Origin of the sequence: Shewanella eurypsychrophilus (genome assembly GCF_007004545.3) — a bacterium.
Taxonomy (GTDB): domain Bacteria; phylum Pseudomonadota; class Gammaproteobacteria; order Enterobacterales; family Shewanellaceae; genus Shewanella; species Shewanella eurypsychrophilus.
Map to the genome: position 1 here is coordinate 19,679 of NZ_CP045503.2, position 21,230 is coordinate 40,908.

Annotated in this window: 19 protein-coding genes; 9 read left to right on the top strand and 10 right to left on the bottom strand. The window is 44.6% G+C overall.

Going from position 1 to position 21,230, the window contains the following annotated elements; genetic code table 11:
- Positions 1 to 67: 67 nt before the first annotated feature.
- From ybaK to fadB, 4 genes are all read right to left on the bottom strand, one after another.
- On the bottom strand, positions 68 to 535 hold the full coding sequence (gene ybaK / locus FM038_RS00080; protein WP_142873239.1) for a Cys-tRNA(Pro) deacylase: 468 nt from the start codon (positions 533 to 535) through the stop codon (positions 68 to 70).
- Positions 532 to 1,062 carry a GNAT family N-acetyltransferase gene (locus FM038_RS00085; RefSeq protein ID WP_142873238.1) on the bottom strand — a complete coding sequence of 177 codons (531 nt, stop codon included), beginning with the start codon at positions 1,060 to 1,062 and terminating at the stop codon, positions 532 to 534. The genes ybaK and FM038_RS00085 overlap by 4 nt, the downstream gene beginning before the upstream one ends.
- A 177-nt stretch (positions 1,063 to 1,239) precedes the next feature.
- Entirely contained in the window at positions 1,240 to 2,403 is a 1,164-nt protein-coding gene (fadA, locus tag FM038_RS00090; protein WP_142873237.1) for an acetyl-CoA C-acyltransferase FadA, read from the bottom strand.
- 18 nt (positions 2,404 to 2,421) lie between these two features.
- Entirely contained in the window at positions 2,422 to 4,575 is a 2,154-nt protein-coding gene (fadB, locus tag FM038_RS00095; RefSeq protein ID WP_142873236.1) for a fatty acid oxidation complex subunit alpha FadB, read from the bottom strand.
- A gap of 249 nt (positions 4,576 to 4,824) precedes the next feature.
- Between fadB and pepQ the strand changes: the two genes are divergently transcribed.
- The 4 genes from pepQ (at position 4,825) to hemG (FM038_RS00115) (ending at position 9,158) form a co-directional block, all read left to right on the top strand.
- The gene (pepQ, locus tag FM038_RS00100) at positions 4,825 to 6,144 is read left to right on the top strand and encodes a Xaa-Pro dipeptidase (protein ID WP_142873235.1); all 1,320 of its coding nucleotides are present in this window, start codon (positions 4,825 to 4,827) and stop codon (positions 6,142 to 6,144) included.
- A 158-nt stretch (positions 6,145 to 6,302) separates the two neighbouring features.
- Positions 6,303 to 6,917 (top strand): YigZ family protein, encoded by a 615-nt coding sequence (locus FM038_RS00105; protein ID WP_142873234.1) that lies wholly within the window; start codon positions 6,303 to 6,305, stop codon positions 6,915 to 6,917.
- A 154-nt stretch (positions 6,918 to 7,071) separates the two neighbouring features.
- Positions 7,072 to 8,529 carry a TrkH family potassium uptake protein gene (locus tag FM038_RS00110; protein ID WP_142873233.1) on the top strand — a complete coding sequence of 486 codons (1,458 nt, stop codon included), beginning with the start codon at positions 7,072 to 7,074 and terminating at the stop codon, positions 8,527 to 8,529.
- A 101-nt stretch (positions 8,530 to 8,630) separates the two neighbouring features.
- Positions 8,631 to 9,158, top strand: a complete 528-nt coding sequence (hemG, locus tag FM038_RS00115) for a menaquinone-dependent protoporphyrinogen IX dehydrogenase (RefSeq protein WP_142873232.1) — start codon at positions 8,631 to 8,633, stop codon at positions 9,156 to 9,158.
- A 416-nt stretch (positions 9,159 to 9,574) separates the two neighbouring features.
- Here the strand turns inward: hemG (FM038_RS00115) and FM038_RS00135 are convergent, their stop codons facing one another.
- Complete coding sequence (locus tag FM038_RS00135; protein WP_142873231.1) at positions 9,575 to 9,883, bottom strand: ArsR/SmtB family transcription factor; 309 nt, start codon at positions 9,881 to 9,883, stop codon at positions 9,575 to 9,577.
- A 198-nt stretch (positions 9,884 to 10,081) separates the two neighbouring features.
- On the opposite strand from FM038_RS00135, the gene hemG (FM038_RS00140) reads away from it, so the two are divergent.
- Complete coding sequence (gene hemG, locus FM038_RS00140; RefSeq protein ID WP_142873230.1) at positions 10,082 to 10,621, top strand: menaquinone-dependent protoporphyrinogen IX dehydrogenase; 540 nt, start codon at positions 10,082 to 10,084, stop codon at positions 10,619 to 10,621.
- Positions 10,622 to 11,160: 539 nt separating this feature from the next.
- Entirely contained in the window at positions 11,161 to 11,682 is a 522-nt protein-coding gene (speG, locus tag FM038_RS00145; RefSeq protein ID WP_142873229.1) for a spermidine N1-acetyltransferase, read from the top strand.
- Between the two features lie 347 nt (positions 11,683 to 12,029).
- On the opposite strand, the gene FM038_RS00150 is transcribed toward speG, so the two are convergent.
- From FM038_RS00150 to def, 5 genes are all read right to left on the bottom strand, one after another.
- Positions 12,030 to 13,472 carry a TrkH family potassium uptake protein gene (locus FM038_RS00150; protein WP_142873228.1) on the bottom strand — a complete coding sequence of 481 codons (1,443 nt, stop codon included), beginning with the start codon at positions 13,470 to 13,472 and terminating at the stop codon, positions 12,030 to 12,032.
- 345 nt (positions 13,473 to 13,817) lie between these two features.
- Positions 13,818 to 15,227, bottom strand: coding sequence for a Trk system potassium transporter TrkA (gene trkA, locus FM038_RS00155; RefSeq protein ID WP_142873227.1), 1,410 nt, complete (start codon positions 15,225 to 15,227; stop codon positions 13,818 to 13,820).
- A 9-nt stretch (positions 15,228 to 15,236) separates the two neighbouring features.
- Positions 15,237 to 16,514, bottom strand: coding sequence for a 16S rRNA (cytosine(967)-C(5))-methyltransferase RsmB (rsmB, locus tag FM038_RS00160; protein ID WP_142873226.1), 1,278 nt, complete (start codon positions 16,512 to 16,514; stop codon positions 15,237 to 15,239).
- Position 16,515: 1 nt separating this feature from the next.
- Positions 16,516 to 17,490, bottom strand: coding sequence for a methionyl-tRNA formyltransferase (gene fmt / locus FM038_RS00165; RefSeq protein WP_142873225.1), 975 nt, complete (start codon positions 17,488 to 17,490; stop codon positions 16,516 to 16,518).
- Between the two features lie 7 nt (positions 17,491 to 17,497).
- Positions 17,498 to 18,010, bottom strand: coding sequence for a peptide deformylase (gene def, locus FM038_RS00170; RefSeq protein ID WP_142873224.1), 513 nt, complete (start codon positions 18,008 to 18,010; stop codon positions 17,498 to 17,500).
- A gap of 181 nt (positions 18,011 to 18,191) precedes the next feature.
- On the opposite strand from def, the gene FM038_RS00175 reads away from it, so the two are divergent.
- The 3 genes from FM038_RS00175 (at position 18,192) to FM038_RS00185 (ending at position 20,988) form a co-directional block, all read left to right on the top strand.
- Complete coding sequence (locus FM038_RS00175; protein ID WP_142873223.1) at positions 18,192 to 19,295, top strand: LysM peptidoglycan-binding domain-containing protein; 1,104 nt, start codon at positions 18,192 to 18,194, stop codon at positions 19,293 to 19,295.
- 197 nt (positions 19,296 to 19,492) lie between these two features.
- The gene (gene dprA, locus FM038_RS00180) at positions 19,493 to 20,512 is read left to right on the top strand and encodes a DNA-processing protein DprA (protein WP_142873222.1); all 1,020 of its coding nucleotides are present in this window, start codon (positions 19,493 to 19,495) and stop codon (positions 20,510 to 20,512) included.
- Between the two features lie 2 nt (positions 20,513 to 20,514).
- The gene (locus FM038_RS00185; RefSeq protein ID WP_142873221.1) at positions 20,515 to 20,988 is read left to right on the top strand and encodes a DUF494 family protein; all 474 of its coding nucleotides are present in this window, start codon (positions 20,515 to 20,517) and stop codon (positions 20,986 to 20,988) included.
- Positions 20,989 to 21,230: the final 242 nt, after the last annotated feature.

Genomic DNA, 21,230 nt, shown 5'->3' on the forward strand with positions numbered 1-21,230 from the left:
AGTTAAAAATCCAAGTTGAGCGATTGCTTTTCTATGGCTAGGGCTTAGTTAGATATTAGGATTCTCGCTAGCTCGTAAGCGGAGCGAATTGTGCTTTAGTTACCCGTTGAAGTTGATCTGGTGCAAGCTCTATATCCAACCCTCGCTGACCACCACTGACATACATCTGCTTAAGACTCTCTGCGCTTATATCAATAAATGTCATTAGGCGCTTTTTCTGTGCAATAGGGCTGACGCCACCTAGCTTATATCCTGTTGAGCGCTGCACATCATCGGCATTGGCCATGGCCGCTTTTTTAGCTTTTGCAGCTTTGGCTATCAGCTTCATGCTTAGCTTGGCATCCACGGGAATAATGGCAACCGCTAGCTGTTTGCCATCCAGTTGAACCACTAAGGTCTTGAATACCTGTTCAAGCTGTAAACCTAATTTTTCTGCTGCCTCTAAGCCATAGGAATCACAACTCGGTTCATGGTGATATTCATGAATGGTGAATGCTATCTTAGCTTTCTTTAATGTAATGATTGCAGGAGTCATGCTTGTTGCTGCTCTTCACAAGATAGGTTATTTACCTTCATCTCCATTACCAGTACATCGACTCCGTGGTAGATCACTCGCTCGACGGCTTTCCAGCCCATCTTCTTATACAGGCCACCTGAGTGATCTTCTGTTTGTAGATAAAGCTCGCTCACTCCGTGCTTATTTGCCAAATCTAATATGCCATTTATTAGCATTTTTGCCACAGATTTTCCTCTGTGGGCTTTATCTACATACACACCGCCGAGCCAATGTGATGTTTCAGGGTAGGTGGTCATCTCTTGAAATCTTAGCTGAGCAGCGGCTAAGACTCGAGTGCCGCCATCTTCATCTTTATCAGTAGCTAGAAGTATCAGGGGTAACTGGTCGCGACTCAGGTAATCTTTTAGCTTGATTTCCAAGGCATGAGTCGAGCGGCTATCGTCGTTGGCATTCTTGTCCGAAGTAAGGTAGCCCCACTCATCGCTATACCACTTAGCAATTTGTGGAATTTTGTCAGGTTTATCTGCGAGTAATACCAGTTCCATCAATCGGCTCCATAAAGATGTGTGAAGACTATTTTTGCCAGATTTTGCTTCATTGTTCAAGGGAAGGGTCGATCTGTTTGCTGGGGAGGAGGATGTTTCACGTGGAACATAAAAAAGACCCTAGGAACTCGTCCCTAGGGTCTTCATATCTTATTTAATGCTTCTAGTTACAGAAGACTAAGGCCTTTCAAAGATAGTGGCTATACCTTGGCCTAAGCCGATACACATGGTCGCCAGACCATATTTTGCATCTTTACTTTCCATCAAGTTGATAAGCGTAGTAGAGATACGTGTACCTGAACACCCTAATGGGTGGCCTAGCGCTATCGCGCCGCCATTGAGGTTGATCTTCTCGTCGACAACATCCATTAGGCCTAACTCTTTCACACAAGGCAGAGACTGGGCTGCGAAGGCTTCGTTGAGTTCGATAACATCAAGATCGTCGACAGTTAGACCAGCGCGCTCCAGTGCTTTCTTAGTCGCAGGTACTGGACCATAGCCCATGATTGCCGCATCACAACCGGCAACAGCCATAGAGCGGATGCGTGCACGGATAGGTAAGCCTAAAGCCTTGGCTTTCTCTTCTTCCATGACCAGCATGGCTGAAGCTCCATCAGACAGAGCTGAAGATGTCCCTGCTGTGACTGTGCCATTGACTGGGTCGAATGCTGGACGAAGTCCAGATAGCGACTCCATGGATGTTTCAGGACGAATGACTTCGTCATGCTCAACCATGATCAAGGCACCATTGGCATCATGGCCTTCGATCGGGTGGATCTCATTGGCGAAGCGACCTTCGACTGTGGCTGCATGAGCACGTTTATGTGAACGTACTGCAAATTCATCTTGCTGCTCACGTGTGATGCCGTGCATTTTACCTAGCATCTCAGCAGTAAGACCCATCATGCCCGATGCCTTAGCGACATTGCTGGCAAGACCTGGATGGAAGTCGACGCCATGGTTCATAGGTACGTGACCCATGTGCTCGACACCACCGACGATAAACGTATCGCCTTGGCCTGTCATAATTGCGCGTGCCGCCTGATGTAGAGCATCCATAGATGAACCACATAAACGGTTTACGGTCACGCCGCCAATCTGCTTAGGCAGACCCGCAAGCAGTGATGCGTTACGTGCGATATTGAAGCCTTGTTCCAGAGTCTGCTGAACACAGCCCCAGATCACGTCTTCAATGGTGTTAGGATCTAGCTTTGGGTTACGCTCAACCAGAGCCTTCATTAATTCTGCAGAAAGAGTCTCTGCACGTACATTTCTAAATACTCCAGCCTTAGAGCGGCCCATGGGAGTACGGATGCAATCTACGATAACTGCTTGTTTCATTGTTTTATTCCTTCCCACTTATTTAGACTGGTAGTAGCTGCCATTATTTGCGGCAAGTTCACGCATGGCATCTGTTACTTGATATAGGCCACCTAAGTGAGCATATTTATCGGCAAGCGCAACGAAGTTTGCTACGCCCATGGTATCTATGTAACGGAATACACCACCTCGGAATGGTGGGAAACCTAGACCGTAAACCAGACCCATATCGGCTTCAGCAGGTGAAGCGATTATGCCTTCCTCGAGACAGCGCACGGTTTCGATGATCATAGGGATCATAGTGCGGGCGATGATCTCATCTGATTCGAATTGCTTAAGCTCACCGAATTCGGCACCTAGCAGTTCATAGCTCACTGCATCGACATCTTTCTTTGGCTTACCACGACGGTCGACCGAGTAAGTATAGAAACCTTTGCTATTCTTCTGACCGAAGCGCTCTGCATCGAACATGATATCGATAGCATCTTTGCCTTCTTTCGCCATGCGATCAGGGAAACCTTCAGCCATAACTGCTTGTGCGTGATGGCCAGTATCTAGACCGACAACATCAAGCAAGTATGCGGGGCCCATAGGCCAACCGAACTGCTTCTCCATCACTTTATCGATAGCGGCGAAATCAGCGCCATCTGCAAGCAGCCCGCTAAAGCCTGCGAAGTAAGGGAACAGCACGCGGTTAACAAAGAAGCCAGGGCAGTCATTGACTACGATAGGGGTTTTGCCCATCTTGCTAGCGTAAGCAACGACAGTCGCGATAGTCTCTTCTGAGCTGTTCTCACCACGAATAATTTCAACCAGTGGCATCTTATGTACCGGGTTGAAGAAGTGCATGCCACAGAAACGTTCAGGTTTCTTAAGGGCTTTAGCCAGTAGGTTGATCGAGATAGTCGATGTATTAGAGGTGATGATGGCGTCGTCGGCAACATGCTGCTCAACTTCGGCCAGTACCATAGACTTGACCTTAGGATGTTCGACAACGGCTTCGACGACAACATCGACATCTTTAACTGGAGTGTAGTCTAGAGTCGCTGTGATGTTGTTAAGCACCTTAGCCATCTTCTCAGGTGTTGAGCGGCCACGTTTAATCTGTGCAGCAAGAAGCTTAGATGCTTCACCAAGGCCTAACTCTAGAGCCGGCTGTGCGATATCCTTCATGACGATAGGCGTGCCCTTGCTGGCACTCTGGTAGGCGATGCCGCCACCCATGATGCCTGCACCAAGAACGGCTGCAGTGTCAACTTTCTTAGCCAGTTTAGCGGCCTTCTTAGCCTTGCCTTTGACTAACTGGTCATTAAGGAATATACCGATCAATGCCTGAGCCACATCTGTCTTGGCTAGCTTAACAAAAGCTTGATGTTCTATCTTAAGTGCTTCATCTCTACTGAGGTTAGCGGCTTGCTCTATGACGCTGATGGCTGTCATAGGTGCTGGGTAATGCTTGCCTGCTATCTTGAAGACCATGCCTTTCGCCGTAGCGAATGACATCATAGCTTCTAGCTTAGGTAGTGTCAGTGGTGCCTGCTTGCGAGCACGGCGAGTCTGCCAATCGAGCTTTTCTACGATGGCATCCTTGAGCATCTGAATCGCAGAAGCTTGTAAATTTTCTGGTGCGACGATAGCGTCGATAGCGCCGACTTTAAGTGCTGCATCTGGACGCTGATCTTTACCGCCAGTGATCCACTCGAGAGCATTATCTGTACCGATAAGACGTGGAAGGCGAACCGTGCCACCAAAGCCAGGCACTAAGCCAAGCTTAGATTCAGGAAGACCGACGCGTGCACTGGTATCAGCAATACGGAAATCGGTTGCAAGCACAGTTTCGAAACCGCCGCCTAGTGCAAAGCCATTGATGGCCGAGATAGTGGGGAACGGCAGATCTTCAATCTTGTTAAAAACAACATTCGCTTCAGCTATCCAAGGTAACAGTACGCTGTCATCTTGAGCGAAAAGGCCAAGGAACTCAGTAATATCTGCGCCAACGATGAAAGCACTTTTACCAGAGGATAGGACTAAACCTTGAATGTCTGAATTTTGTTTGATTGCATCGAGTGCAGCATTGAGAGAATCAATTGTTTCTCTATCTAGCTTGTTGACTGAACCCGGTGCGTTAAAGCAGAGCCGAGCGATATTGTCTTCAAGTAACTCAACCTGAATCGTAGGACTTTGGTAGATCATTGCTTGCTTCCTTTTGCGTGATACCCGTCTGGATTATTATAGTTAGGGTAATTTACTCTCTCGCCTTAGGTCATCATCTGACCAGTTGCTTCTCAGTGTGCGATGAAATCAATCAAATTACAACACCCAATTTAAACACTTGTTTGATTCCTGCTTTGGTAGAGGGTTTTTTCAGCTTTATGTTAGACTGTTTTCAGATGCTTAATAGGTTTTTAAGTAAATAAGAATAGCTAATAATAGGATGTAGCCATGGATAAGCTCGCTAGTCATTATCTTGCACATATCACCGAATTGAATCGCCGTGTGGCAGACGTTGTTTCTCGCGAGAGTCTATCTGGTCTTGTTATTCACTCTGGTCAACCGCATCGACAGTTTTTAGATGATATGGATTATCCATTTAAGGTCAACCCACACTTTAAAGCTTGGTTGCCTGTTTTAGATAACCCTCACTGTTGGTTACTGGTTAATGGCCGGGATAAACCGCAATTGATCTTCTATCGTCCAGTAGATTTTTGGCATAAAGTTGCTGACTTTCCTGATAGTTTCTGGAGTGAGCATATAGACATTAAATTGCTCACTAAGGCCGATAAAGTCGCCGAGTTACTACCAAAAGATATCGGCAATTGGGCTTATGTTGGTGAGCATTTGGATGTTGCCGAAGTGCTTGGCTTTAAGACCAGAAACCCAGATGCGGTGATGAGCTACCTGCATTACCACAGAACGACCAAGACTCAATACGAGCTTGAGTGTATGCGACGCTCTAATGACATTGCTGTACATGGACATATTGCTGCCAAAAATGCTTTTTATAACGGTGGAAGTGAATTTGAGATACAGCAAGCATATTTGATTGCGACAAACCAAGGGGAGAATGAAGTTCCCTATGGCAATATCGTAGCGTTAAATCGGAACGCATCGATTCTACATTACACTAAACTCGAACATGCAACTCCTCATCCAAGAAGATCTTTTCTTATCGATGCTGGCGCTAATTTTGCTGGTTATGCATCGGATATTACTCGTACCTATGCGTTCGAGAAAAATATCTTTAGTGCTCTGATTGAGGCGATGGATAAAGCGCAACTCGAGCTTATCGATTTGATGAAACCGGGCGTTAAGTATGTAGATTTACATATTGAGACTCACAGAAAAATTGCGCAGATCATGTTGGATTTCAACATTGCGACAGGTGGTGCTGAAGGTCTAATTGAGCAAGGGATCACCAGCGTATTTTTCCCCCATGGTTTAGGCCATATGCTTGGGTTACAAGTCCACGATATGGGGGGCTATCTTCATGATGAGCGCGGCACTCATATTGCTGCACCTGATGCGCATCCCTTCCTGCGTTGCACTCGTACCTTAGCCGTGAATCAAGTGCTGACCATAGAGCCAGGCATTTACATCATCGACTCTCTGCTTAATGAGTTAAAGCAGGATAAGCGTCAGGCTCAGATTAATTGGGATACCATAGATCTGCTGCGTCCATTTGGCGGTATAAGAATTGAAGATAATGTTATTGTTCATGCCGATAGAAATGAAAATATGACCCGGGATTGTGGCTTAGACTAATATCACTGCTGCGCATTGCTATTTAGGCCACTGCGTGGCAATTTTACTTGGCACAATCAGTGATACTAACTAGGTATAAAAGAATGGTCAATTCAGAGTGTTTTTGGCTACTTAACAAACATGAAAGACTTTCTGGCCTTGAACAAGAGTGACTCGTATTGATTGATAGTTATCAAATTCCATCAGCGGATTTAGTGATTGAAGAGGAGATAAAACATAGTCGTTTTATCTCCTTTATTTTCCATTGCCCATCTCAAGAACACCTGAAGTGTGTGCTTACTAACGTAAGGCGGGAATATCCAGGTGCTAGCCATTATTGCTATGCTTTTGTTAGTGCGGAGCCGGGTAACAGTATTGCCATTGGCTCGAGTGACGATGGCGAGCCAGCTGGAAGTGCCGGCCGACCAATGTTGGCTATGCTGCAGGGGGCGAATATTGGAGAGATTGGTGCTGTCGTGGTACGTTATTTTGGTGGCACTAAACTTGGTGTCGGAGGCTTAGTTCGCGCATATAGTTCGGGTATTAAGCAAGGGTTAACTCAACTCGAAACTCAGCTTAAGCAGATACGCTATCCTGGATTGCTTCAATGTGATTATGCTCAGCTTCAAGATGTGGAATTCCTGCTGAAAAAATATGATGCTGTAGTTTCTGATAAAGTATTTACGGATAAAATTCGAGTGACCTTTGAACTGCCTAAACGAAATCAGCAATCAATCAATACTGATTTGGCTACAATGAGCCAGGGAAAACTCAAAGCCAACTTCGAGTTGTGATCTTGTTTGAGGCTAGAGAATATATTGGTAATTGGCCAAGGTGATTTGTCTCTGTGATGGGTTATCGAAATGTGCGAAAATAACAAATTGTGCGTTTTGACTTACCCTCAGAATTGAGAGTAAGTCTCGCTAATGGATGAATAGATAGGCCTAGATGCAATATAGAACAATTATAAGAATAACAGGTTTGCTAATGGGCTTGTTTTCTCTATCCCTACTTCCGCCAGCTTTGGTGGCGGTGATCTATAAGGATGGAGGCGGTACTGCATTTATTCAGGCGTTTGTTTTAAGTCTATTTCTTGGCTTCATGCTCTGGTACCCCAATCGAAGGCATAAAAAAGATCTCCGTACCCGTGAAGGTTTCCTCCTCGTGGTCTTGTTTTGGGGAGTGCTGGGATCTATAGGTGCTGTGCCCTTTATATTTACCAGTCAGCCAGACCTGTCTATTACCGATAGTTTTTTTGAGTCTTTTTCCGCCTTAACTACCACAGGTGCAACTGTAATCGTTGGCTTAGATTCACTTCCCAAGGCCATACTCTTCTACCGTCACCTACTGCAATGGCTTGGCGGTATGGGGATCATTGTTTTGGCGGTGGCTATCTTGCCCGTATTGGGCATTGGGGGGATGCAGTTGTATCGTGCTGAGATGCCTGGGCCGGTGAAGGACAGTAAGATGACTCCTAGGATAGCCGAGACAGCTAAGGCTTTATGGTATATCTACTTTTTATTGACTGTCGCCTGCGCTTTCTCTTACTGGGTTGCAGGAATGAATGTATTCGATGCTATCTGTCACTCTTTCTCTACAATCGCCATTGGCGGCTTCTCTACCTATGATGCCAGTATCGGCCATTTCGATAGCACGGCAATTAATATGGTCTGTGTGGTCTTTCTGTTGATCGCCGCACTTAACTTTAGCCTACATTTTGCGGCATTCACTCGGCGCGGTCTTAACCTCAGGGTTTACTTTAAGGACGCTGAGTTTAAGGCGTTGATTATTGTGCAGTTGACGCTAACGGCTATCTGCTTCGCTACGCTTTACCACTCAGGTATTTATGACTCACCTGAAGAGACTTTTGATTACGCATTGTTTCAGGCGGTGTCTATTTCGACAACGGCAGGGTTTGGCACCGAAAGTTTCCATATGTGGCCCTTGTTCCTACCTATGCTGCTTATCTTCTCCAGCTTTATTGGTGGCTGTGGAGGCTCGACTGCGGGTGGTATCAAGGTCATACGAATGATCTTGTTACTCAAGCAGGGCTCCCGTGAGTTAAAGCGTCTGGTACACCCTAGGGGGATGTTCTCGATTCGGATCGGAAATAAAGCCTTGCCCGATCGTGTTATCGATGCTGTTTGGGGATTTTTCTCCGCTTATGCCCTTGTTTTTGTTATCTGCATGTTGGCATTGATGGCTATGGGGATGGATAATATTACCGCCTTCAGTGCTACAGCGGCTTGCTTGAATAACTTAGGGCCTGGTCTGGGTGAAGTTGCTAGTAACTATGCCAGCATTAACGATGGTTCTAAATGGATACTCTTGTTAGCTATGTTGTTTGGCCGTCTTGAGGTATTTACGCTTTTGGTTTTGTTTACACCAACATTTTGGAGAAACTAAGGCTGAATTACCCCTTTAGCTTATAGTATTGACGGCTAGATTTTATTGAACAGTGCCTTTAGTGGCCGCTTGGTTTTTACCTTCATTATTCAGGACAACTGATGAACAATACGTTAATTATATACTCTACTGTCGATGGACAAACTAAAGCCATTTGTGAGCTTGTCAAAGGGGTAAATGAAGCTGCTGGCGATAGTGTAACTTTGGTATCTCTGGAGCAAGCTCAAGGTTTAAATTTGTCATCTTTTGATAAAATATTGATTGGTGCGAGCATTCGTTATGGTAAGCACAGACCTGAGCTGTATCAATATATCAATCGCCATCAAGCCGTATTAAATACCAAGAAGAATGCCTTCTTTACCGTTAACGTTGTCGCGAGAAAACCAGAGAAGAACACTCCAGAAACTAATCCCTATATGAAGAAGTTTTTGGCTCTGTCTTTATGGAAGCCACAACAGTTAGGCGTATTTGCCGGGAAGATCGATTACCCTAAGTATCGCTTCTTCGATAAGACAATGATCCGTTTTATTATGTGGATGACTAAGGGGCCTACTGACACATCAGGCACCTATGAGTTCACTGATTGGCAGCAAGTCGAAGAGTTCGCTAAAGCTTTTGCTGATAGATAGTTTACTCTTTCAGACTTAAGCAGTGGATGACCAAGGGGTCGTCAATGGACACGTCTGGGACTTATGAGTTCACTGATTGGCAGCAAGTCGAAGAGTTTGCCAAGGCTTTTGCTGATAGATAATGGTTAGGTGCTAAGAGATCGTGGATGACCAAGGAGTCGTTAATGGACACGTCTGGCACCTATGAGTTCACAGATTGGCAGCAAGTCGAAGAGTTTTCCAAGGCTTTTGCTGATAGATAGTTTACTCGTTCAGACTTAAGCAGTGGATGACCAAGGGGTCGTCAATGGACATGTCTGGGACTTATGAATTCACTGATTGGCAGCAAGTCGAAGAATTTGCCAAGGCCTTTGCTGATAGATAAGGGCACTGACTAAACTAAAAGCCTGCATGTAGCAGGCTTTTGTTTGTTTATATCATTTAGCACAAAATTGCTTATGCATAATAGAGATGATTTCTGTGACTTGCTCATTCTTAAGCGAGTAATACACTATTTGAGAGCTCTTACGTGTCGAAACAAGATCTTGGGTTCTGAGCACGGCAAGGTGCTGTGAAAGAGCTGACTGGCTGAGTGGAACTGTCTCATTAAGTTGAGTGACACTCAACTCATTATCAAGTAGCAGGCATAGGATCATTAATCGATTTGAGTTGGCAATCGCCTTTAGCCACTTAGCCGCGTTTTCTGCATTGGTAACCATAGCATCTACATCAATATCTTTTTGCATGAGGTGTTCACTTCTACTCTTGGATTAGTTAATTCTAATTGAGCCGCTGAGTTAAGGCAATGATACTAATCAAGCTTTAGATCTCAATTTTGACTTCTATTTATATGAGCTAGCGCTAATTTGTGATCAAAACTTATGTTTGTAAACTGACTTGCTGTAACAATGAGCGCTGAAAATAGGTTTTTAATAGGTATATTGATGAAGTCTGTATTGGTACTTTATTACTCTAGAGGTGGACACACTGCCAGGATTAGCCGTGCGGTTGCTGAGCATATTGAACGCGGTGGCAATAAGTGTGCTGTGATGCATATCAGTGAAGCTGTCAAAAATGGTGTGGATTGGTCACAATATGATTGTGTCGCCCTTGGAGCCTGTGTGCTTTACGGCAGTTATGATAAATCGGTATTCGCTTTTACTACTGAACATCAAGCAGCTTTAAATAATATACCTAATAGTTTCTATAGCGTGAATGTCGTTGCTCGCAATCCAGAGAAGCGTGTCCCCGAAAACAACAAATACCTACAGAAGTTTATTGAACTTTCCCCTTGGAAGCCAAAAGACGTCAAAGTCATTGCCGGTAAGGTAGATTACCCCTCATGGCGCTGGTGGGATAGACTCGCGATTCAGATGATCATGAAGATGACTGATGGACCAACAGACCCTAAGTCGGTGATCGACTACACCGACTGGGATGATGTTAAAGTCTATGCGGATCACCTAGTTAGTCTAGCAAAGTGATTTAACAGCCTTCGAATGAAGGCTAATTACATTTTCTTAGTTCGAATTTAAGCTTCTAGCTGAGTTTGATATTGGGTTTGTGTATTTGAAGGTCGAACCTACATTGCTTTTTATTGCCTCCAGCAGGGTATGTGCAGACACTTCTGCGGCACGCTGTGAATATATCCCTATACGCTCTGCGGCTTCGTCCTTGAAGCCGAAGTCCGCAGCCGCAACTACACTCAGTTATTTACCTCTTCGAAGTAAATCTAGACTGAGGTTATAACTGATTTCTTCTCACGAAGTTTGTTAGCTTTCGATAGTCTATTCTCTTCGTCTTACTCTCTGGTCTTTTTCTCGTTAGTAGCATTTTTAATGGATTATGATCAAAAATTCATTGAGAGAACGTTATCTACTGCTCATATAATTGCTTTGTAATTCTGTATCGAACAACAATCCGACTCAGACTCTGTCTTAAATAATAGTGACTATTAACCATTGGGTTGATAGTCATTTTTTAGTGTTGTTCATTTAGTAAATTTTAAAGGGTAAGGTGTTTTATGAGTAGTGAAATTAGACTCCGTGCTTTAGAGAGAACGGATTTAAGGTTTATCCATCAGTTAAATAATAATCGAACTATCATGGCTTATTGGTTCGAAGAGCCCTACGAATCATTTGATGAGTTAGAGGCGTTATACGGCAAGCATATCCATGATAAAACAGAACGTCGATTTATTGCTGAAGACAGTGATAAGCAGATCATTGGATTAGTAGAGCTTGTCGAGATTAATAACATTCACCGTAGTGCTGAATTTCAAATTATTATTTCGCCAGAGTTTCAGGGCAAAGGGTACGCACGAACTTTGATCAACAAGGCCCTCAACTATGCATTTACTATCTTGAACCTGCATAAAGTCTATCTGCATGTGGCAATAGAAAATGAACGTGCGATTCACCTTTATCAAAAGTGCGGCTTCATTGAAGAGGGGCACCTAGTCAAAGAGATCTTCATCAACGGCCAATACCGAGACGTTAAACGCATGTACATACTTCAAGAGAACAAGCCTGAATCTGTGAGCTAAACAAGTGCCAAGTTCGCCTAATAATAAAGAGCTTGTAGCCAACTTCTATCGGGTTTGTCTATCTTCATCACTGAAATCGAAGAAGCAAATACCCATGTGTGAACGCGGCTGTGACCTTCGGTTTCAGGGATGAAACCGCAGAGCGTATAGGGACATATCCACAGCGTGTCACAGAAGTGTTTACATTTTCAGCGAGCCGCAGGCTATAGATAACAACAAAGTTATGCTTATCAAATAGTAACCAAATACCAAACCTGCCAAATGAACCTAACCTAAAAAGATATTTGAAGCTTGCTATCAGGCAAGTAGCTCAAACATCGATCCAAATACTTCGATTAGCATTTCCGCTAATACTTCCAGAATCCGGGGTGAAACAACACAGCAACTGTAAGTATTTCTAGGCGACCGAGTAGCATACCAATCGCTAATGCCCACTTAGCCACATCGGGTAAGCTAGAGAAATTTCCAGCTGGCCCAATAGTATCGCCAAGCCCTGGGCCTACGTTGGTCACTGCAGTGATTGCACCGGTAAAACTTGTGGTTGGGTCTAGCCCCGTCATGACGAGTATTACTGATAGCACGACGATAACGAGCATAAAGAGCAAGATAAAGGTCACCAGAGAGCGAACAATATCATCGCCAATAGGACGATTATTATATCTTTCTTTAAATATTCCGTTGGGATGGAACTGCTGCTTAAGTTGCTCTCGCATGATGGCACCCGCTATCTGGAAGCGGAAAATTTTGATGCCACCTGATGTTGAGCCTGAGCAGCTGCCAGCAAACATTAAAAACAGAAACGCGACATTAGCCAGTGCGCCCCAGGCGGTATAGTCAGTTAAACCATAACCTGTGGTGGTGACAACCGAGATGACATTAAAACTCGCGAGGCGAATGGCATCGAGTGGGGACATTTCATGGCCAGTCCAGAGCCAGAAGGCGAGTCCAGCAGAGACTGTGGAGATAAATAACAGAAAACCTTTAACTTGAGCATCGTTCCATACCCAGAGCGATCTTTGCTGAATACAGTTGACGAACATCAGCAAAGGTAAGCCGCCGGCGGCCATAAAGACTATGCCGACCCAATGGGCATTATCAGAGAAGGCTGCCATCGAGCTGTCGGAAGTGGAGTAGCCGCCAGTGGAAAGTGTGGTCATGGCATGATTGATCGCCTGAAACCAAGTCATACCAGCCACATGGTAGGCAAAGCCACACAACACTGTGAGTAGTATATAGATGTAGAAAAGATTCTTGGCCATATCTTGAGTGCGGGGGATAGCCTTGTCACTCCAGTCGGAGGATTCGGTTCTGAATAATCGCATACCACCGACGTTTAGGAAGGGGAGTACGGCTACTGCCATCACGATGAAACCTATTCCGCCTAACCACTGCAACAAGGAACGCCAGATCAAGATGCTGTGATCCATGTTATCTAAGCCAGATAAAACCGTAGAACCTGTAGTGGTGATCCCTGACATTGTCTCAAAGAAGGCATCGGTATAGTTTATACCGTGGTAAAGCGTAAATGGCATGGCGGCGAAAAAGCTGACTATTAACCAAGTTAAACTGGTTAACAGGAACATATCGCGGATATTGAGGTTGAGATTGCGGCCCCGTCCTTGGTGCATGCAAGCACTCGCAACAGTACCTGTCACTAGTGAGGAGATCATGAAAGCGCCCACGGTTTCTTCATTGTAGATCAGTGCAAAGACCAAGGGGATAAACATAAAGACTGTCAGGGTCGACAGAAAAATACCCAAAATAAAGAGCAGCGGCCGATAGTTCAGCATAATTATACCAATCTCATTAAATATCTGGTCATTTCAGAGCCTCTCAGGCTTTTCAATTCAAGGCGCATTGATGTAGAAATGGTTATTCCCTTTTAAGTCAGTGCAACACAGAAGTGGAATGTCTGATTGGCTTACGTAGTACGGGTTTCAAAGCGCTTTATGCAGCGTAACATGTTCTCGATATAGAATAACTATTAGCTTCAAACATGCACCTTGCCTACAGCGCTTTGAATTCCCGCTGAAATAGAGCATATTTGATAGGATTGGTATATTACAATCCTTTGAAAGCAGGTTAACGGCTTACCATCATAAATAAGCCGCCATTAATTAACAGGGTGGAGGAGCTTAGAAGAAAAAAGCACTCGGTTGGAAAAGCTTCTCTACTTCACCAATAAACTTTTTGTTTACCAAGAAGAGGATGACATGATCACCTTGCTCTATGACTGTTTTGTCATGAGCCATCAATACTTCTTCATCCCGCACTATGGCGCCGATAGTTGTACCCGGTGGCAGCTTAATATTGCCAATCTTCTTACCTACTACTTTGGAGGTTTTAGAGTCGCCGTGAGCAATGGCCTCAATGGCCTCGGCAGCGCCACGACGTAGCGAGTAAACATTACAGATATCACCTTGACGAATATGAGTAAGCAACGCAGATATTGTAGCTTGCTGAGGTGATATTGCGATATCTATATTGGCTTCCTGAACAATATCGACATAGGCTTCTCGTTGAATTAACACCATGACTTTCTTAGCGCCCATTCGTTTAGCGAGTAAGGCTGCCATGATGTTGGCTTCATCGTCGTTAGTCACGGCAATGAATACATCAGTCTGATCGATATGTTCTTCTAGCAGAAGCTCCTGATCTGAGGCGTCACCACAAAATACGGTAGTGTTTTCTAGTCGCTCGGAAAGTATCTCGGCGCGATCTTGCTTGTGTTCGATAAGCTTGACCGAGTGGTTGCGTTGTAGCTGTTTAGCTAGCCCCATACCGATATTACCACCACCGGCGATCATGATATTACGGTAGGAGTTATCGAGCTTTTGCATCTCACTCATTACTGCACGGACATGACGGCTATCGGCCAAGAAGAAAACCTCATCATCGGCTTCGATAATCGTGGTACCACGCGGCATGATGGATCGTCCTTGACGAAAAATCGCTGCTACCCGGGTATCAATATTAGGCATATGCTCACGAAGAGCTGCAAGCGCGTTCCCCACTAAGGGGCCACCATAATAAGCACGAACAGCAACTAGACTTAATCGACCTTCGGCAAACTCCAGTACCTGTAATGCTCCAGGGTATTCTACCAAGCGTCGAATGTAGGAGGTGACAAGTTGTTCAGGTGCAATAAGCTCATCGATGATGAAACCGCCACGGGGACGATTATCACTCTGTTTAGTTTCACTGTTGATAAACAGCTTGTCTTTCAGACCTAAATATTGCTCGGAGCGGATCCGAGCAATTTTGGTTGGTGTGCCAAACAAGGAGTAGGCGATCTGACAAGCAGCCATATTACACTCATCACTATTGGTGACGGCAATGAGCATATCGGCATCTTCAGCGCCAGCTTCTTTGAGTACATCAGGATGGGCACCATGACCAAGAACGACGCGCAGATCATATTTATCCTGCAATGAGCGTAATCGTGATTTATCGTTATCGACGACGGTGATGTCGTTGTTTTCACCGACTAAGTTTTCAGCCAGTGTGCCACCCACCTGGCCAGCACCCAAAATGATAATCTTCATGGCCTTGCTTTATCCCTTAACTAGGCGTGCGTAATAGAAACCATCCATATTCTCGGTTCCTGGGGTTATCTGCCAGCCGATACTTTCAGTATTTGGCTGCTCAATGATAGGGACAAGAGTGACATCATCGGTTCTTTCTAGGAATGATCGGATCTGCTGCTCGTTTTCCTGAGGCAGAATTGAGCAAGTTGCATATAGGAGTGTGCCACCAGGTTTAAGCCACTGCCAGCAATGATCTAATATTTTACTCTGCAGAGAAGCAAGCTCTTCAATGTCTGATTGTTTTCTTAGCCATTTGATATCTGGATGACGACGGATCACTCCTGTTGCTGAGCAGGGAGCATCGAGTAATATACGGTCAAATTTATCACCTTGCCACCAGGAATCGATATCGGCGGCATCGCCATGAACCAGCTTGGCTTTGAGAGATAGTCTATCTAGGTTTTGCTGCACGCGCTCGAGACGTTTCTCATCAAAATCAACGGCCATTAATTCGATATTCGCCTGTTCCAGTAGATGACAGGTCTTGCCGCCAGGGGCTGCACATGCATCGAGTATCAGCTCACCATCTTTAGGAGCCAGCAGCGTCGCCGCCCATTGTGCTGCACCATCTTGAACCGAGGCAGCACCTTGTTCAAAACCTGGGAGCTGAGCAACATCGCGTGGACTATCGAGTAAGATAGCATCGCTGCTTTTACCTGCGGATGCACCGATCTCTATATCGGCTAAGGCTGCTAGGTATTCATCACGTGTTTGAGAGAGCTTGTTATTACGCAACCACATCGGAGGACGTTGGTGGCTATGTTCGATAACTTCTTGCCAGCTCTGTGGATAGGCCTCTTTCAGACGTTTCACTATCCAGGCTGGCGTGTTGAAGGCTAAGGTATCGTTATCGGTAGGCAGTGGCTTGTCTTGACGTTGAATATTACGTAAAACGCCATTGACCACTTTAACTAGACCTTCAAATCTTAATTGACGACAGGCTTCTGCAGTTTCTGAAATCGCGGCATGGCTAGGAATTCGAGTAAAGTAAATTTGATAACAGCCTACAAGAAGCAGTTGGTGAACAATTCTTTGCTTACCTTTTAATGGCTTGCTCATGCAATCGCCGACCAGTTTATCCAGCTGTGGCAGGTGGCGCATCACGCCGTAGCTAAGCTCTGCAAGGAGGGCCTTATCTTTGCCACTCTCTAGGTGCTTTTGCTGATCGGGTAGGGCGACGGAAAGTGAAATTCCTTTCTCAAGTACCTGAAATGCGACTTTTGCCGCCAATGCACGCAAATTCATATTAGTTAGTCTCGTTAGCATTTACTGCTTTGCTGGGTAAGAGGGTGCCCGGTGTAAACCATTCACCGCGAGAGTTAAGGATATCGCCGACACTCAATGGCTTTTTACCTGGTAATTGCATATTTAACAAGGAGAGTACGCCTTCGCCTGTCGCGATTTCAATGCCATCTTTACCTGCTGAGATAATTGTTCCAGCCGGTGCATCGCTGCTTGTTCCGCTAACTTTTGCTTCTCTTATCTTGATGCTGGCATCTTGATGAGTGAAGTGACTGATTGGCCATGGGTTAAAGGCGCGTATTTCACGCCAAAGTTGCTCTGCAGATTTACTCCAATCTAATTCAGCTTCTTCTTTACTGAGTTTTTTCGCGTAGTTTGCCAGAGATTCATCTTGCTTCTCGGCCTTAAGCTCACTACTTGCTAGGCCTGCTAATGCTTGAATGAGTGCATTAGGCCCTTGTAATGCAAGCTTTTCATAGAGGCTAGCTGAAGTATCATCATCTTCGATAGTAAGCTGAGTCTTGAGTAACATATCACCTGTATCAAGACCGAGATCCATCTGCATGATGGTTATGCCAGTCTCCTTGTCGCCAGCCCAAAGTGCTCTTTGGATCGGCGCAGCGCCTCGCCAGCGTGGCAAAATTGAACCATGTACGTTAATGCAGCCCATCTTAGGTGTGTCTAAAACGATTTGAGGTAAGATTAAACCGTAGGCAACGACGACCATGATATCCGCATTCAAAGAGGCAAGTTCCTGCTGAGCGGCTTCATCACGTAGTGACTTTGGCTGATAAACGGGAATGTCATGCTCGAGAGCCAAGATTTTTACCGGGCTTGCTTGTAGTTTCTTGCCACGTCCTGCGGGGCGATCTGGCTGAGAGTAGACACCAATCACATTATGTTCTGAGTCTAATAGAGCCTGTAGATGGCGAGCGGCGAAGTCCGGAGTACCGGCAAAAATGACGTTTAATGGTTTCAAGATAACTTTATCCCTGTTTTGCTTCTAGTCGTGCGGCTTTTTCTAGCTTTTGCTTGATGCGCTGACGCTTTAAGGGCGACAGGTAATCGACAAACAACTTACCTTTAAGATGATCTAGCTCGTGCTGTAAACAGATAGCGAATAGGCCATCGGCTTCGAGAGTGAACTCGTTGTTATCACGATCTAATGCCTTGATGGTGACATGTTCAGCACGCTCAATATCGGCATAGATCCCAGGCACAGAAAGGCAACCTTCCTCATTGGCAAAGTGACCACTACTGGCAACTATTTCCAAATTAATGAAGACTTTTGGCCTTTCTATTTCATCTTGAAGATCCATAATTATAAGTTGCTGGTGGAAATCGACTTGGGTTGCTGCCAGGCCGATCCCCTTCTCTTCATACATGGTTTCGAACATATTATCGATTTGAGTTTGCAGACCAGTGTTAAACTCTGTAACAGGCTTGGCTAGTGTGCGTAATCTCTCATCGGGGAAACGTAAAACTTTTAATAAACTCATACATAAACTCTTAACAAGTCTGTCAAATCTTTATCAGTTGGTTATACTGACTTTAGCTAATGGGTCAATTTTAATCCTTAGTGGCAATCAATAACAGCAAAAGCTCTCTATATCGTCAAACTAGTTTTATTTCTCGAGTGCTTCCTGTAAGGAAGAGTTTGCTATATAGCGAATAAACAGCATGGATACCCCGATGAAACGATTAATTTTACTCGGTTTAATTATATTAAATTGCTCTTTTGTATTCGCCGATACCTTGACGCTGAAGTCAGGGCATCCCGATTCTTATGTCGTAGAGAAGGGAGATACCCTTTGGGATATCTCTGCACACTTTCTCAAAGATCCCTGGCGTTGGCCTAAACTATGGGGAGCCAATCCTCAAGTAGCCAATCCGCATCTTATCTATCCTGGTGACAGGCTGACCTTGGTGTTTATCGATGGTGAACCTAGGCTTGTGGTAAAACCGCATGTTCGTAAGTCACCAGAGGGGAGAATTATGCCTAAAGGAGGCGCAATCCCAGCGGTAGATTTATCCTTAATTCATCCCTATTTGATTCAGAACCGAGTGGTTGATGTGGAATGGTTTGATGAACAGCCTATGGTGTTAGGTGGTGAAAGTGAGTCTAAATTCCATGTGGTTGGCGATGTTATCTATATTCAAGCCGAGCTTATACTAGGTGACAAATTTGGTATTTATGAAAGAGGTCGTGAATTTATTAGTAAGGATGAGGGTGAACATCTCGGTGTCGAAGCTATTTTAACAGCCAGTGGACGCGTTATCGAGTCAGGTACCATTTCTAAAGTGAAACTGCTGAGTAATTTTCGTGAAACGGTCGCTGGAACACGTATTTTACCGATAGAGGACGATTCTTTGATGTCTGCTTATTTCATGCCTAGGGCGGCAGAGCTTGCTTCGCCTGCATCGGTTTTAGCATCGGAGAAGCACTTACGTGAGATGGGCAAGTTGGATGTTGTTTATATAGATAAAGGCAGTAATGACGGCGTAGAAACCGGCCATGTGTTTTCTATCTATAGAGATGGTGTCGATATGGTTATTAATGGCAGCGGCCAACCCGTGTTACCGAATGAACGTAGTACCTATGAAAGTGCACTGTCGAGTGTTTCGTCAGACAATTCGATCAAAATGCCTGATATTTACCGTGGAAAGCTGATGGTATTTAAAGTCTTTGATAAAACTAGTTTAGGTTTAATTATGATCAACGAGAAGCCTGTTAGGGTCGAAGATAAGCTAATGACTCCAGATGAACTCTTGGTTAGTGAATAAATAATTTCGACTAAATTACACTAGATAGTACGCGTGTATTGATGTTTGAGTAACTGGTAAGGGATTACCAGTTTTTAACAAACTTTCTATTTCAGTAAACACAGAGGTGAAGGATTACCGATAAACTGGTCGATTGGCTAGTTGTTAGTGCAGTATCCGGGCTTGGACCCGCTCGGATCCAACAACTGCTTAATTATATGGATGTAGAAGAACTCAGGCAGATGCTAGAGCATGAGCAAGATGCGCTTCCTCTTCCTGAAAGTCTGCTTAAGTGTAAACTCACCCCCAATTTCACACGTGTCGAATCTGCCCTAGCGTGGCAAGAGGCTGCCGAAAATCATTTTATACTCACTCTAGATGATCCTGACTATCCCTATTTGTTAAAGCAGATCTCTGATCCACCCAGTGTTATTTTCGTTAAAGGGGATATTAATGCATTGAAGTTTCCTTGTATTGGAGTGGTGGGGAGTAGAGCTGCATCACGCACTGGCCTGCAAATTTCCTATCAACTGGCAGCAGAGTTATCGACATTTGGCTTTACCGTTGTCAGTGGGATGGCTGTTGGCATTGATGGGGCTGCACACCAAGGCTGTATTGATAAAAATAGCAGAACACTTGCAGTATTAGGAACGGGTGTTGATATTGTTTACCCAAGGAGACATAGAAAGATTTATGAAGATATTCAGAGTCATGGTGTCATTATGAGTGAGTTTTGGCCGGGTACTAAACCTTATGCCGGAAATTTCCCGAAACGAAACAGGCTAATTAGCGGTCTATCTGTAGGTACCTTAGTGGTAGAAGCTTGTAGGAAAAGTGGCTCCTTAATTACTGCAAAGTTGGCATTAGAGCAGGGACGGGAAGTATTTGCTGTGCCCGGAAGTATTCTGGCTGGGCAGAGTCAGGGATGCCATGATCTTCTTAAAGATGGGGCAAAGCTTGTTGAGAGTGCGGCCGATATAATAGAAGAAGTCGTAGCTTTATCTCAATATCACCTTGAAGAATTGAGAAGGCGTCACCATATAGGGGGGGAGAAGGCTTCTGATTTGCCATTTACCTCACTGTTAGCTAGTGTAGGATATGAGACTACAACATTAGATGTTGTCGTTGAGCATAGTGGAAAGGCCATAGATTTAGTATTAGAGCAATTGCTTGAACTTGAATTACAAGGTTGGGTCGCTGTAGTACCCGGTGGTTATATAAGACTAAAGAGGAGCTAGCCATGTTTGATATCCTCATGTATCTATTTGAAAACTATGTTCACAGTGAAGTAGAGTTCTTAGTGGATGAAGATGAGCTCACACAAGAGCTTACCCGTGCCGGGTTTCATCAGGCCGAGATCACTAAAGCCATTTCATGGCTTGAGCATTTAGCAGAGTTACAGGAGGGCGATACGCCTTACCTGTGTGATCATGCACAACATTCATTTAGAATTTATACTCAGAATGAAATGGATAAGCTAGATGTAGAGTGCCGAGGATTTCTTCTTTTTCTTGAACAGATCAAGGTATTAAGTGTTGAAACTCGTGAGATGGTCATAGATCGAGTCATGGAGCTTGATGAGCCAGTATTGATCCTTGAAGATTTAAAGTGGGTTGTTTTAATGGTGTTATTTAATGCACCTGGCAATGAGTCTGCTTATGAACAGATGGAAGATCTTATCTTTGAGCAGCCTGATGGTCGATTGCACTCATAACTATATTTGAGCTGAGAATCTATTCACGTGACATAAAGAAAGGAGGCTAGGCCTCCTTTTTTGTGTCTGGAACATTTATGTCAATTTGCCATGGATGGATATAAATTGGCTTTGTACATGGCCCTTTTGGTTTATAAAAGCTATCCCCGATCGCAAGACCATAAATACTCCCGGTATTTATTGGCATTTCCTCCATCCCTGGAGGTCAGACAGCGTTAGAGGGTATTTGTGTCCGGCCGTAA